This window comes from Pseudoalteromonas sp. SR43-2, from assembly GCF_014163885.1.
In the GTDB taxonomy this organism is placed as follows: Bacteria; Pseudomonadota; Gammaproteobacteria; order Enterobacterales; family Alteromonadaceae; genus Pseudoalteromonas; species Pseudoalteromonas distincta.
In genome coordinates, this window is record NZ_JACJED010000023.1 from 18,082 (window position 1) to 32,269 (window position 14,188).

Below are 14,188 nucleotides of genomic sequence, written 5' to 3' on the forward strand. Positions count from 1 at the left end.
TGATTTTTATTTCAGATCAATACTTACATTGCCATTGGGTTTACAGCAGCACAACAGTATTTCGCCTTCGCGTACAAACGCAAGTGGCTCTTCGTTATACTCAACACTGCCTGACACTAAAGTTGCTCTACAAGCGCCGCAATAGCCTTCACGGCATTGAAATGCGACATCTATTTTCATGGATTCTAAGCAGTGTAAAAGAGAAGGGCAGCCAGCGGTAAATTCTATACACTGGCTGTTTTCTGCAAGCGTTATGCTTGCAGTAGACTTGTCACTCATTATAAATCAAAATCACCAAATTCTGATGCATCAACTTGAGAGTCTATTTGACCAACAAGGTATGAGCTTATTTCTGCTTCTTGTGGTGCTACTTGCACGTTATCAGACACTAACCACGAGTTTATCCACGGGATAGGGTTACTGTTATTTTCAAACTGTGCTGGCAAACCAATTGCAGTCATACGTGCATTGGTAATGTATTCAACGTACTGACATAAAATATGTTTATTTAAGCCAATCATCGAACCATCTTTAAATAAATACTCAGCCCACTCTTTTTCTTGCTCTGCAGCATCAACAAACATTTTAATTGCTTCGTCGCGGCACTGGGCAGCAACAATCGCCATTTCTGGATCGTCCTTACCATCTTGCATAATGTTTAAAATATGCTGAGTACCAGAAAGGTGAAGCGCTTCATCGCGTGCAATTAGCTTGATGATTTTAGCGTTACCTTCCATTAGCTCGCGCTCAGCAAATGCAAACGAACATGCAAAGCTTACGTAAAAGCGAATCGCTTCAAGAATATTTACCGACATCATAGCCAGGTAAAGTTTCTTTTTAAGCTCAAATAAATTAATGATAACTGTTTTACCGTTAATCTCGTGTTTGCCTTCACCGTATAAGTTGTAAAGCGATACAGAGTTAATTAAGTCATCGTAGTATTTAGTTACGGCATCAGCACGTTCGCTAATTTTATCGTTGCTAACAATGTCATCAAAAATAAGCTCAGGTGCTTGTGTTACGTTACGGATAATATGCGTATATGAGCGGCTGTGAATTGTTTCACTGAACGCCCACGTTTCTATCCATGTTTCAAGCTCTGGTAGCGATACAATTGGAAGTAGAGCCACGTTTGGCGAACGACCTTGTACACTATCAAGCAGTGTTTGGTATTTTAAGTTGCTTAAAAATATATGCTTTTCGTGATCTGGTAATGCTTGAAAGTCTAAACGGTCTTTACTTACATCTACTTCCTCAGGACGCCAAAAGAAAGACAGTTGCTTTTCAATTAACTTTTCAAAAATTGGGTATTTTTGTTGGTCGTAACGAGATACGTTTACAGTTTGGCCAAAAAACATTGGCTCTTGCATTTGGTTATTATGGTTTCGGCTAAAAGTAGTATAAGACATGTTTATCACTCAAAAAACTATCAGAAAAAGCGGGCTAAATGCCCGCTTAAAATAAAAATCAGCAGTTATATTTTACACGCGCCGCCTTCACAATCGTCATCTTCCACTTCTGGAGCATCTTCTTGTGAGTCTGAGGCGCCATCGCGAGTATTGTGGTAATACAAGGTTTTAACACCTAGTTTGTACGCGCTTAGTAAGTCTTTTAATAAGACTTGCATAGGTACTTTACCGCCTTCGAACTTGTTTGGATCATAATTTGTATTTGCAGAAATTGTTTGGTCAACAAATTTTTGCATTATGCCAACAAGCTGTAAATAACCATCGTTTGATGGAATGTCCCATAGTAGCTCGTACTGATCTTTTAAACGCTCATACTCAGGAACAACTTGTTTTAAAATACCGTCTTTACTTGCTTTAACGCTAATATGTCCACGTGGTGGCTCAATACCGTTAGTTGCGTTAGAGATTTGCGACGATGTTTCTGATGGCATTAATGCACTTAGTGTTGAGTTACGCATACCGTGCTCTTTAATACTTGCACGTAGTGTATCCCAATCAAGATGAAGTGGCTCATCACAAATTTTATCTAAATCACGTTTATACGTATCTGTTGGCATAATACCTTGTGAATACGTTGTTTCGTTAAACTTAGGACATGCGCCACGCTCTTTAGCAAGCTCGTTTGATGCTTTCATTAAGTAATATTGAATAGCTTCAAAGGTTTTATGCGTTAATGCATTAGCGCTGCCATCAGAATAACGTTTACCGTTTTTAGCTAGGTAGTATGCGTAGTTAATTACGCCTATTCCTAGTGTACGACGACCCATAGTTGCATTTTTAGCAGCCGGTACAGGGTAGTCTTGGAAATCAAGTAAGTTATCAAGTGCGCGTACTGCAAGTTCAGCTAGCTCTTCAAGCTCATCAAGTGACTCTATTGCACCTAAGTTAAACGCAGAAAGTGTACAAAGGGCAATTTCGCCTTCTTCGTCATTCACGTTATTAAGTGGCTTAGTTGGCAATGCAATTTCTAAACATAAGTTAGATTGGCGAATTGGGGCAACTTTAGAAATAAATGGGCTGTGCGTATTACAGTGATCCACATTTTGTAAATAAATACGACCAGTACTTGCACGCTCTTGCGCAAACATAGAGAAAAGCTCAATGGCTTTAATGCGTTTTTTACGAATAGACTCGTCTTGTTCGTATTTAACGTAAAGTGCGTCAAACTCAGCTTGGTCTTCAAAAAATGCATCATAAAGGCCAGGCACATCTGATGGGCTAAATAATGTAATGTAATCATCTTTAATTAAACGAGAGTACATTAATTTATTAAACTGTACGCCGTAATCTAGGTGGCGAACGCGGTTGTCATCTACACCACGGTTATTTTTAAGTACAAGTAGGTTCTCTACTTCTAAATGCCAAAGCGGGTAGAATAATGTTGCTGCGCCGCCACGTACACCACCTTGTGAACAACTTTTAACCGCTGTTTGAAAGTGCTTATAAAAAGGGATACAACCTGTGTGATACGCTTCGCCGTTACGAATATGGCTACCTAGCGCACGTATTCTACCTGCATTAATACCAATTCCCGCACGTTGTGAAACGTATTTAACAATAGCTGACGACGTTGCATTGATTGAATCAAGGCTGTCGCCACATTCAATTAATACACACGAGCTAAACTGGCGAGTAGGCGTACGTACACCCGACATAATTGGCGTTGGTAGAGATATTTTAAATAAAGATACTGCATCGTAAAAACGTTTAATGTAATCAGTACGTGTTTCACGTGGGTAATCTGAAAATAAGCTTGCCGCAACTAAAATATATAAAAACTGTGCACTTTCGTATATTTCACCCGATACACGGTTTTGAACGAGATACTTACCTTCAAGTTGCTTTACAGCAGCGTAGCTAAAGTTAAGATCGCGAGAATGATCAAGGTATGCATCAAGCTCATCTAACTCTTGCTCTGTGTAATCTACTAGTAAATGAGCATCGTAGCGTTTATCGCCAACCATTTTTGTTACGTGGTCAAATAAACGTGGTGGCTCAAATTGACCGTACGCTTTTTTACGTAAATGGAATACAGCTAAACGTGCAGCTAAGTATTGGTAATCAGGCGATTCTTTTGAAATCTGATCCGCTGCTGCTTTAATGATGGTTTCGTGAATGTCTTTAGTACGAATACCGTCGTAAAACTGAATGTGCGACTTTAATTCAACTTGCGAAACCGAAACGTTGTTTAAACCTTCGGCGGCCCACTCAATAACGCGATGGATCTTATCCAGATCAAGAGGCTCTTTACGCCCGTCACGTTTGCTTACAGATAACTGTTGGTTCATTTGCCTGTATTCCTTGGGAATTATGTATTTTGACCAATGCTTTATACCTCGCCGAGGCAAGGTATATACTCATTTATTATAAGTTTCGCCATATTTGCGAATTTAATTGAATAACATTTGGCCACAATATCTGGTGTTGTTCAATTTAGAGATCACAAGATAGTGTGGTCTGAGTTGTTTTGCAAGGGACATAATTGCCCCTATTTGTGGATAACTTCGGGATAACGTATTTGTGTTAGTAGACACTCACCTTCGAACAATCATTTAAGTTGAAATATGCAAAAATCAACTAATGATCTGCTAAATTTACGCATTTTAAAAATAAATTTTGACTGCTTTTTTTATCAGCAAGCTTTGCGTAAAAACTAACACAATCACAATATATAGTGTTTATTGATTAACATGGCACTATATATGGTTAAAACCATCAATTGGACTTTGCCAGTTAAAATCAGCATCCCAGCTGTTGGCTTCATCAATACTTGGTACGTAACCCCAAAGTGCCGTTGCTGTGTGCATACCTGCGGCTTTGCCTGCTTGTATGTCTCGCTGTGCATCACCAATGTACAAACAGCGTTTTGGTTGCACTCCCATAAGCTTTGCACAATGTAGCAGCGGTAAAGGGGATGGCTTAGCTTCAGCTAAGGTGTCGCCACTTATTACTACACTGGCATTTTTTAATGCGGGAATTGCTGCCACTAAAGGATCGGTTAAAAACCCAGGTTTGTTAGTCATGATCCCCCATTTGATCTTTTTTTGATCAAGGGCAATAAGCAACGATTCAATACCGCTGAAGCAACGTGTGTGATTTGCTATGTTTGCAGCGTATTCGTCAACTAATTGCTTAATAAGCTCGCTTTTGGGCTGTGCTTCCCATAACTCTTTATAACCAACCTCTAATAATGCGCCTGCGCCGTTAGATGCCGCAGGGCGGTATACATCACTACTAACTGGTCCTATTTTATTGTTAATAAGGACTGCGTTTAAAGCGGCACCTAAATCATCTGCGGTGTCGAGTAGAGTGCCGTCTAAATCAAATAAAAATGCATCGTACTCTATAAAGGGGTGGGGGGGTTGAGAGTTAGCCATTAAGCTAACTTCTCAAAATAAAGTATATAATTTACGCTAACGTCACTATTGAGCGTATATTGCTTTGATAGTGGATTATAAGAAAGCCCTGTACTTGCACGAACTTTTAAACCCGCTTGCTCTGCCCATGCAATAAGTTGTGCAGGTTTTATAAACTTTTTATGGTCGTGTGTACCTTCAGGCACCATTTTTAAAAGTTTTTCAGCGCCAACAATGGCGTATAAATATGCCTTAGGTGTTTTGTTCAGGGTTGAAAAAAACACATGCGCGCCTGGTTTTGCAAGTGCAGCTACAGCATGAATGATAGATGCTGGGTCGGGAACGTGCTCAAGCATTTCCATACAGGTTATTACATCAAAGCGCTCTGGGTGTTGCGATGCAAACTCTTCTGCTGGCACTTTTATGTAATCTACATTTACGCCAGTTTCTAAACTGTGCAACTTAGCAACAGTTAAAGGCTCTTGCCCCATGTCGATGCCAGTTACTTTTGCGCCCATGCGCGCCATACTTTGGCTTAAAATACCGCCACCACAGCCAACATCGAGTGTTTCTTTATCGAATAAACCTTGCGTTTTGTTTGCTATAAAGTCTAAACGTAACGGGTTAATTTCGTGAAGAGGTTTGAATTCTCCGTCTAGGTCCCACCAGCGCTCGGCGATGGCTTCAAATTTTGCTATTTCTACGTGATCTACATTTTGATGTTCGGTCATAAAATACTTCCTCGTCAATCTGAGGCCATTATATAGGGCTAAATTGATAAATCGCAAAGTTTTGCGCCTGTAAATTAAAATTAATTGTGATAGCATGGCTGTTAGAAATAATAACAATACTCTTAATACCCAATACCGGGTTGTTGAGAGCTGATACTGAAGGAATGTGATATCAAATGACTGATCTCGCCAATGAAATTCTGCCAGTCAATATTGAAGACGAGTTAAAAAACTCCTACTTAGATTACGCAATGAGCGTAATTGTAGGACGTGCATTACCAGACGTACGTGACGGCTTAAAACCTGTTCATCGCCGCGTTTTGTTTGCAATGAACGAGCTTAGTAATGACTGGAACAAGCCTTACAAAAAATCGGCCCGTGTGGTCGGTGACGTAATCGGTAAATACCACCCACACGGCGACAGTGCAGTTTATGACACGATAGTTCGTATGGCTCAGCCATTCTCACTGCGTTATATGCTAGTAGATGGCCAAGGTAACTTCGGTTCGGTTGATGGTGATTCAGCAGCGGCAATGCGTTATACAGAAGTACGTATGGCTAAAATGTCGCATGAGTTATTAGCCGATCTTGAAAAAGAAACGGTTGATTTCGTTCCTAACTACGACGGCACTGAGTTCATCCCTGATGTTTTACCAACGAAAGTTCCTAATTTATTAGTGAATGGTTCGTCAGGTATTGCAGTAGGTATGGCTACAAATATACCACCACATAACTTAACTGAAGTTGTAAATGGTTGTTTGGCACTTATTCAAAACCCAGATTTAACTATTTTAGAGTTAATGGATTATATTCCTGGTCCTGATTTCCCAACGGCTGCAATTATCAACGGTAAGAAGGGTATTGAACAAGCCTACTTAACTGGCCGTGGTAAAGTGTACATGCGTGCACGCGCCGACATCGAAACCGATGAAAAAACAGGCCGTGAAACAATCATCGTTCACGAAATTCCTTATCAAGTTAATAAAGCTCGTTTAATTGAAAAAATTGCTGAGCTGGTTAAAGATAAGAAAATTGAAGGTATTAGTGCGCTACGTGATGAATCAGATAAAGACGGTATGCGTATCGTTATTGAAATTAAACGTGGTGACGTAGGCGAAGTTATTTTAAACAACTTGTATTCACAAACTCAGTTACAAACTGTGTTTGGTATGAATATGGTTGCGCTAATTAATAACCAACCTAAATGTTTCAATTTAAAAGAAATGTTAGAAGAGTTTATTATTCACCGTCGTGAAGTAGTAACTCGTCGTACAGTATTTGATTTACGTAAAGCCCGTGACCGTGCACACACGCTTGAAGGCTTAGCGATTGCGCTTGCAAACATTGACCCAATTATCGAACTTATTCGTAAATCCCCTACACCTGCTGAAGCTAAAATTGCTTTAACAGCGCGTCCGTGGGAATTAGGTAATGTACAAGGTATGCTTGAAAAAGCAGGTGAAGATAATGTTGCTCGTCCAGATTGGTTAGCAAGCGAACTTGGTATTCGCGATGGTCAATATTATATCTCTGAGCAACAAGCTCAAGCAATTCTTGATTTGCGTTTACATAAGCTAACAGGTCTTGAACACGAAAAAATCTTGACCGAATACCAAGCGTTATTAGAACTAATTGCTGAACTACTTTATATTTTGGCAACTCCTGAGCGTTTAATGGAAGTTATTCGTGACGAGCTAGTTGAAATTAAAGAGCAATATGGTGATGAGCGTCGCACTGAAATTAATGCAGCTGCTCACGATATCAGCCTTGAAGACTTAATTACTGAAGAAAACGTAGTCGTAACGCTTTCTCACGAAGGTTATGTGAAGTATCAGGCATTGTCTGATTACGAAGCACAGCGTCGTGGTGGTAAAGGTAAGTCAGCAACGAAGATGAAAGATGAAGATTTCATCGAGCGTCTATTAGTTGCAAATACACACGATACTATATTGTGTTTCTCTACGGCCGGTCGTTTATATTGGCTTAAAGTGTATCAGTTACCACTAGCGAGTCGTGCAGCGCGCGGTAAGCCAATTGTTAACTTGTTACCACTTGAAGCTGATGAACGTATTACTGCTATATTGCCAGTACGCGAGTACGCAGAAGATAAATACATCTTTATGGCAACAGCATTTGGTACAGTTAAGAAAACACCATTAACGGCTTACAGTCGTCAACGTGCAAGCGGTATTATTGCTGTTAACTTAAATGATGGCGATAGCCTGATTGGGGTGGATATTACCGATGGTAGCAACGAAATTATGTTGTTCACTGATGCAGGTAAAGTTGTACGCTTTAAAGAAGCTGAAGAAACAACAGTTGTTGATGAAAACGGTAACCCAGTATTAGACGAAGAAGGTAACCCTGAGATTCGCTTCAAAGGTGTTCGCCCAATGGGTCGTACTGCTACAGGTGTTCGTGGTATTAAAATGGCCGATGATCAACGCGTAGTATCGTTAATTGTACCAAAAACTGACGGTGCTATTTTAACGGTTACTGAAAATGGTTACGGTAAGCGTACACAACTTGAAGATTACCCATCTAAGAGCCGTGCAACACAGGGTGTTGTATCTATCAAGGTGAGTGAGCGTAACGGTGCTGTTGTTGGTGCTGTACAAGTTGATGACAACGACGAAATCATGATTATTTCAAACCGTGGTACCTTAGTACGTACTCGCGTTAATGAAGTTTCTACGGTTGGACGTAACACCCAAGGTGTTATTTTGATCAGAACTATTGACGAAGAGCAAGTAGTTGGTTTACAACGTATAGAAGAAATTGAAGTTACAGAAAGTGACTTGATTGATATTGAAGACGTTGAAACTGTAGATACGGTTATTGATGAAGTAGCGGATGATAATCCTCCTTCAGAATAATTGATATTGAAAAAGCGGCCTTGGCCGCTTTTTTTAATGTTGTTGAAAAAAATTAATAGGGTGTGAAGTTATATTCATTCATTAAAACTCAAAGGTTTAATGGGTGGGTATTGAGCGTTCATGCTTAGTAGTTAAATTACTGGAATGAGGCAAAGGTAATGAGTAAATATAATTTTTGTGCGGGGCCAGCTATGCTTCCGCAAGCGGTTATGAAAAAAGCACAAAAAGAGTTTCTAGATTGGCAAGATTTAGGTGTGTCTGTGATGGAAATAAGCCATCGTAGCAAAGAGTTTTTAGCCCTTACAGCTAAATGTGAAGCCAGCCTTCGTCGCCTGATGAATATCAGTGATGAATTTGAAGTGCTGTTTATGCATGGTGGTGGTCGTGGTCAGTTTAGTGCTGTGCCGTTAAATTTACACCAAGAAGGCAAAGTTGCGGTTTATTGCGAAAACGGCGTGTGGTCAAAAAGTGCAACAGACGAGGCCAACAAGTTTACTCAAGCAACCTCTATTGATGTGCGTAATGACGCCAATGGCGAGTTTTCTATTAAACAGGTTGCTGATTGGGTTTTACCAGAAGATGCATCTTACATTCACTATTGCCCTAACGAAACGGTTGACGGCTTAGAAATTTTTGATGTACCAAGCCACCCAACAGCACCGATCGTTGCTGATATGTCGTCAACTATTTTATCACGCGAGATAGACGTTAATAAATTTGATTTAATTTACGCTGGTGCGCAAAAAAATATCGGTCCGTCGGGCATATCAATCGTTATTGTTCGTAAAGCATTACTTGAGCGTGAAGGCTTACCTAAGCCAGGCATTTTAGATTACGCATTAGAAGCAAAACAAGGCAGTATGTTTAACACGCCTCCTACATTTGCTTGGTATTTAGCTGCTGAAGTATTTCAATGGCTTGAAAGTAATGGTGGCGTAAAAGCGATGGAAGTTCAAAATATTGCTAAAGCGCAGCTACTTTATGACTTTATTGATGAATCGAGCTTTTATACCAATAAAGTAGCTAAACATTGCCGTTCACGTATGAATGTTCCGTTTTGGCTTAATGATGAAAGCTTAAATGATAAGTTTGTTGCTCAGTCTAAAGATGCAGGGTTACTAGCTCTTGAAGGCCACAGAATTGTGGGCGGTATGCGCGCAAGTATTTATAACGCAATGCCTATTGAAGGTGTTCAAGCACTTGTAGACTTTATGGCTGCTTTTGCAAAGGAGCACAGCTAATGGAGCAGCTTCGTTTAGAACCTATTTCTAGAGTAAATGGCACAGTAACCCTACCAGGTTCAAAGAGTCTATCGAACAGAATTTTATTATTAGCAGCACTTGCAAGCGGTACTACCGTTGTAGAAAACTTACTTGATAGTGACGATATACGCCATATGCTGGGCGCCTTAAAGTTATTAGGTGTAAATGTAACTTTAAATGATGACCGCACTGTAGCCACCGTAGAGGGTGTTAGTGGTGTGTTTAATACGCCGACTGAGCCATTGTTTTTAGGTAATGCGGGTACTGCTTATAGACCTTTAACGGCAGTACTTGCTGCCGTTGCTGGTAAGTACGAGCTAATAGGCGAGCCACGTATGGAAGAGCGCCCGATAGGGCACTTGGTTGACGCGCTGCAAGCATTGGGTGGTGATGTTACTTATACAAAGCACAAAGACTACCCACCACTTAAAATTGTGGGTGGCCAAATAAAAGGCGGTGAGGTTGAAATTGACGGCAGTATTTCAAGTCAATTTTTAACCGCTCTATTAATGGCAGCGCCATTATTTAACGGTGATACAACAATAACTATTAAAGGTACTTTAGTCTCTAAACCTTATATTGATATTACGCTTGATGTAATGGCACGTTTTGGGGTTAATGTTGAGCACAGTGATTATGCAACCTTTAAAGTTAAAGGTGGTCAACAGTATCAATCATTAGATCGCATAATGGTTGAAGGCGATGCATCTTCTGCCTCTTACTTTGTTGCTGCGGCTGCAATTGCAGGCGGTGAGATTGAAATTAAGGGCGTGGGTGCCAAGTCGGTGCAAGGTGATATAGGCTTTGCCAAAGTAATGGAGCAAGTAGGCGCAAGAATTGATTGGTATGATGAGCGTTTAGTTGTTCGCAAAGGCGAACTAAAAGGTGTGGATATTGACGCCAATGCAATTCCTGATGCAGCTATGACTCTTGCAACTGTTGCTCTTTTTGCCAAAGGCCCAACAGCCATTCGTAACATTTATAACTGGCGAGTAAAAGAGACAGACCGTTTATATGCAATGGCAACTGAGCTTCGTAAAGTAGGCGCACAGGTTGTAGAAGGTGAAGATTTTATAGAGATCACCCCACCTGAAACATTTAATGATGTTGCTGTTGATACTTACGACGATCACCGTATAGCCATGTGTTTTGCAATGGTTGCCGTTGGTGGAAAGCCAATAACAATTAATGATCCAAAGTGTACCTATAAAACATTTCCTACATTTTTCAATGTTTTAGGGTCAGTCAGTGAATAAGCTAATTAGAAGTAATTACAAAAGTTACACACTAATAGCAGATATATTTTAATAACTGACGTATAATGTCGCGGTTTATTTAGGTGTGCATTGCAGGAGGTTTTAAATGCAGGCGTTATTAATGCCCGTGATCACCGTTGATGGCCCAAGTGGTTCAGGTAAAGGAACTGTTTGTCGCTTGTTAGCCGACAAGTTAGGGTGGGATGTATTAGATAGCGGTGCGATTTATCGTGTTTTATCTTTAGCTGCACTTCATCACCAAATTGCATTAGACAATGAAGAAGGGCTTGTCCCGCTTGCTGCAAATTTAGATGTGCAGTTTTTGGTAGATAGCCAAACTAATGCAGGAAAAGTTATTTTAGAAGGCGAAGATGTAACCACTACTATTCGTAATGAAGAAGTAGGCGCTGCGGCTTCAAAAGTTGCAGCATTACCTCGCGTTCGTGAAGCGTTATTACGTCGCCAGCGTGCATTTCGTACTGAAAATGGCTTAATTGCCGACGGCCGTGATATGGGCACTGTGGTTTTTCAAGATGCGCCGTTAAAAATATATTTAACAGCCAGTGCACAAGAGCGTGCTCGTAGACGCTTTGTTGAGTTGAATACGCGCGGCCTTGATGTTACACTAAGTGGTCTATTACAGGACATTCAAGCTCGTGACGAGCGCGATATGAATCGCACCGTTGCTCCGCTTGTACCTGCAGAGGATGCTATTGAGATCGATACTAGCGATCTTAATGCACAGCAAGTGTTTGATAAGGTAATAACTTTATTGGATATTGCTATCTCTGAAGGTAAGCTTCCTAAACGAAGCTAAACACATTTTATGCGCCAGCAGGATGCCAGTGCTATTTTAACAACCCCATGCAGCATGGTTGCTTATTGGTATTAATATATGAGACGTATATTCGTATGTCAGAAAATTTTGCGCAGTTATTTGAAGAAAGCTTAAAGGGTTTTGAAGCAGAGCAAGGCTCTATCGTTAAAGGTACAGTAATCTCTATCGAGAATAACATTGTACTTGTAGATGCTGGTCTTAAATCAGAAAGTGCTATCCCTGCAGAGCAGTTCAAAAATGCTGCTGGTGAACTAGAAGTTGCTGTAGGCGACGAAGTAGATGTTGCACTAGATGCAATTGAAGACGGTTTCGGTGAAACTATCCTTTCTCGTGAGAAAGCTAAGCGTCACGAAGCATGGATCCGTCTTGAGAAAGCATGTGAAGAGCAAGAGACTGTTACTGGTGTTATCAACGGTAAAGTTAAAGGCGGTTTCACAGTTGAAGTTGATTCAATCCGTGCTTTCCTACCTGGTTCACTTGTTGATGTTCGTCCAGTACGTGACACAACTCACCTTGAAGGCAAAGAGCTTGAATTTAAAGTAATCAAGCTTGACCAAAAACGTAACAACGTTGTTGTTTCACGTCGTGCAGTTATCGAATCTGAAAACTCACAAGAACGTGAAGAGCTTCTTGCTAACCTTGTTGAAGGCCAAGAAGTTAAAGGTATCGTTAAGAACCTTACTGACTACGGTGCATTCGTTGACCTTGGTGGTGTTGATGGTCTACTACACATTACTGATATGGCTTGGAAGCGTGTTAAGCACCCTTCAGAAATCGTTAATGTTGGCGACGAAATCGCAGTTAAAGTTCTAAAATTCGACAAAGATAAAACTCGTGTTTCTCTAGGCCTTAAACAGCTTGGTGAAGATCCATGGGCTGCTATCGCTGGTCGTTACCCAGAAGGTTCTAAACTTTCTGGTCGTGTTACTAACCTTACAGATTACGGCTGTTTCGTGGAAATCGAAGAAGGCGTTGAAGGTTTAGTACACGTTTCTGAAATGGATTGGACTAACAAGAACATCCATCCTTCAAAAGTTGTAAGCCTTGGCGACACTGTTGAAGTTATGGTTTTAGAAATTGACGAAGAACGTCGTCGTATTTCTCTTGGTCTTAAGCAATGTATTGCTAATCCTTGGCAGGAATTTGCTCGTCTACAAAACAAAGGCGATCAAGTTACTGGTAAGATCAAATCAATCACTGACTTCGGTATCTTTATCGGTCTTGACGGTGGTATTGACGGTCTTGTACACCTTTCAGACATTTCTTGGAATACACCTGGCGAAGAAGCTGTACGTGAATTCAAGAAAGGCGACGAAATCACTGCTATCGTATTGCAAGTTGACCCAGAGCGTGAACGTATCTCTCTAGGTGTTAAGCAAATCGAAGCTGACCCATTCAATAACTACCTTGATGCAAACAAAAAAGGTGCTATTGTTAAAGGTAAAGTGACTGAAGTTGATGCGAAAGGCGCAACTGTTGAACTTATCGAAGGCGTTGAAGGTTACATCCGTGTAGCTGATATCGCTCAAGAGCGCGTTGAAGATGCAACTACTGTTGTTTCTGTAGGCGACGAGATTGAAGTTAAATACGTTGGTGTTGATCGTAAGAACCGCACTTTAAGCTTATCTGTAAAAGCTCTTTTCGAAGCAGAAGAGAAAGAAGTACTAGAGAAGCTTAAGAAAGAAGAGCCAGTGTTTGAAAACGCAATGGCAGCTGCTTTCGCAAATGCACAAAAAGACTAATATATAATTAGTTTTTAGTTGGAAGGGCATTTTTTGCCCTTCCTATATCTCTTTTTAAGGAAACGCTATGACTAAGTCAGAATTGATAGAAATACTTGCGGAACAACACGCACACGTTCCAGTGAAAGATGTTGAGAATGCTGTAAAAGAAATTCTTGAACAAATGGCCGGCTCATTATCTACTTCAGATCGTATTGAGATCAGAGGTTTTGGTAGTTTCTCTTTGCATTTCCGCGCTCCTCGCACAGGTCGTAATCCTAAGACTGGCGATACAGTTGAGCTTGAAGGAAAGCATGTACCTCATTTTAAACCAGGCAAAGAATTACGCGACCGCGTGAATGAAAGCATTGCCTAGTTAACTTAGTGGAGTAGTTACTTGTTCAAGGTATTAAAAATTATTCTGGCTGCACTATGCCTTATCAGTGCATTTGTATTAGGGTCACAAAACCCACAGTTAGTACAAGTAAATTACATTATAGCCAGTAATACGCTACCTTTAGCTGTAATAATAAGTATCTGCTTTTTATTAGGTGTTTTGATTGGTTGTTTTATTAGCTTTAAATTGTTTTCGCAATTAAAGTGGCAAAACTACCGCTTAAAAAAGCAATTAGCGCCTGAAAAAGATAAAAAAAAGCTTGCCGCGAATAAAGACACCTAA

The 14,188-nt window shown here is 40.4% G+C and carries 12 protein-coding genes; 7 read left to right on the plus strand and 5 right to left on the minus strand.

The annotated features are described in order from the left end of the window. Window positions 1-6 precede the first annotated feature (6 nt). From yfaE to ubiG, 5 genes are all read right to left on the minus strand, one after another. A complete protein-coding gene (yfaE, locus tag H5120_RS17080) occupies window positions 7-279 on the minus strand; it encodes a class I ribonucleotide reductase maintenance protein YfaE (RefSeq protein WP_182672601.1) in 273 nt (90 codons plus the stop codon). After that, on the minus strand, window positions 279-1,409 hold the full coding sequence (nrdB, locus tag H5120_RS17085) for a class Ia ribonucleoside-diphosphate reductase subunit beta (protein ID WP_002961159.1): 1,131 nt from the start codon (window positions 1,407-1,409) through the stop codon (window positions 279-281). Before nrdB ends, yfaE begins: the two co-directional genes overlap by 1 nt. A gap of 65 nt (window positions 1,410-1,474) precedes the next feature. Continuing rightward, on the minus strand, window positions 1,475-3,757 hold the full coding sequence (nrdA, locus tag H5120_RS17090; RefSeq protein ID WP_002961160.1) for a class 1a ribonucleoside-diphosphate reductase subunit alpha: 2,283 nt from the start codon (window positions 3,755-3,757) through the stop codon (window positions 1,475-1,477). 408 nt (window positions 3,758-4,165) lie between these two features. After that, window positions 4,166-4,846 carry an HAD-IA family hydrolase gene (locus tag H5120_RS17095; RefSeq protein ID WP_182675593.1) on the minus strand — a complete coding sequence of 227 codons (681 nt, stop codon included), beginning with the start codon at window positions 4,844-4,846 and terminating at the stop codon, window positions 4,166-4,168. Next, window positions 4,846-5,556: a bifunctional 2-polyprenyl-6-hydroxyphenol methylase/3-demethylubiquinol 3-O-methyltransferase UbiG gene (gene ubiG, locus H5120_RS17100; protein WP_182675594.1), complete on the minus strand. Its 711-nt coding sequence runs from the start codon at window positions 5,554-5,556 to the stop codon at window positions 4,846-4,848. Before ubiG ends, H5120_RS17095 begins: the two co-directional genes overlap by 1 nt. 176 nt (window positions 5,557-5,732) lie before the next feature. Here ubiG and gyrA point away from each other — a divergent pair, with 176 nt between their 5' ends. The 7 genes from gyrA to H5120_RS17135 all read left to right on the plus strand — a co-directional run bounded on the left by gyrA (window position 5,733) and on the right by H5120_RS17135 (window position 14,188). Beyond that, window positions 5,733-8,432 (plus strand): DNA topoisomerase (ATP-hydrolyzing) subunit A, encoded by a 2,700-nt coding sequence (gene gyrA / locus H5120_RS17105; RefSeq protein ID WP_002961163.1) that lies wholly within the window; start codon window positions 5,733-5,735, stop codon window positions 8,430-8,432. A 158-nt stretch (window positions 8,433-8,590) separates the two neighbouring features. After that, the gene (serC, locus tag H5120_RS17110) at window positions 8,591-9,673 is read left to right on the plus strand and encodes a 3-phosphoserine/phosphohydroxythreonine transaminase (RefSeq protein ID WP_182675595.1); all 1,083 of its coding nucleotides are present in this window, start codon (window positions 8,591-8,593) and stop codon (window positions 9,671-9,673) included. Further along, window positions 9,673-10,950 carry a 3-phosphoshikimate 1-carboxyvinyltransferase gene (gene aroA, locus H5120_RS17115; RefSeq protein ID WP_182675596.1) on the plus strand — a complete coding sequence of 426 codons (1,278 nt, stop codon included), beginning with the start codon at window positions 9,673-9,675 and terminating at the stop codon, window positions 10,948-10,950. Before serC ends, aroA begins: the two co-directional genes overlap by 1 nt. Window positions 10,951-11,056: 106 nt before the next feature. Continuing rightward, window positions 11,057-11,767 carry a (d)CMP kinase gene (gene cmk / locus H5120_RS17120; protein WP_002961166.1) on the plus strand — a complete coding sequence of 237 codons (711 nt, stop codon included), beginning with the start codon at window positions 11,057-11,059 and terminating at the stop codon, window positions 11,765-11,767. A 95-nt stretch (window positions 11,768-11,862) separates the two neighbouring features. After that, window positions 11,863-13,530 carry a 30S ribosomal protein S1 gene (gene rpsA, locus H5120_RS17125; RefSeq protein WP_002961176.1) on the plus strand — a complete coding sequence of 556 codons (1,668 nt, stop codon included), beginning with the start codon at window positions 11,863-11,865 and terminating at the stop codon, window positions 13,528-13,530. Between the two features lie 67 nt (window positions 13,531-13,597). Then, the gene (ihfB, locus tag H5120_RS17130) at window positions 13,598-13,885 is read left to right on the plus strand and encodes an integration host factor subunit beta (protein WP_002961178.1); all 288 of its coding nucleotides are present in this window, start codon (window positions 13,598-13,600) and stop codon (window positions 13,883-13,885) included. Between the two features lie 21 nt (window positions 13,886-13,906). After that, entirely contained in the window at window positions 13,907-14,188 is a 282-nt protein-coding gene (locus tag H5120_RS17135; RefSeq protein WP_024595025.1) for a lipopolysaccharide assembly protein LapA domain-containing protein, read from the plus strand.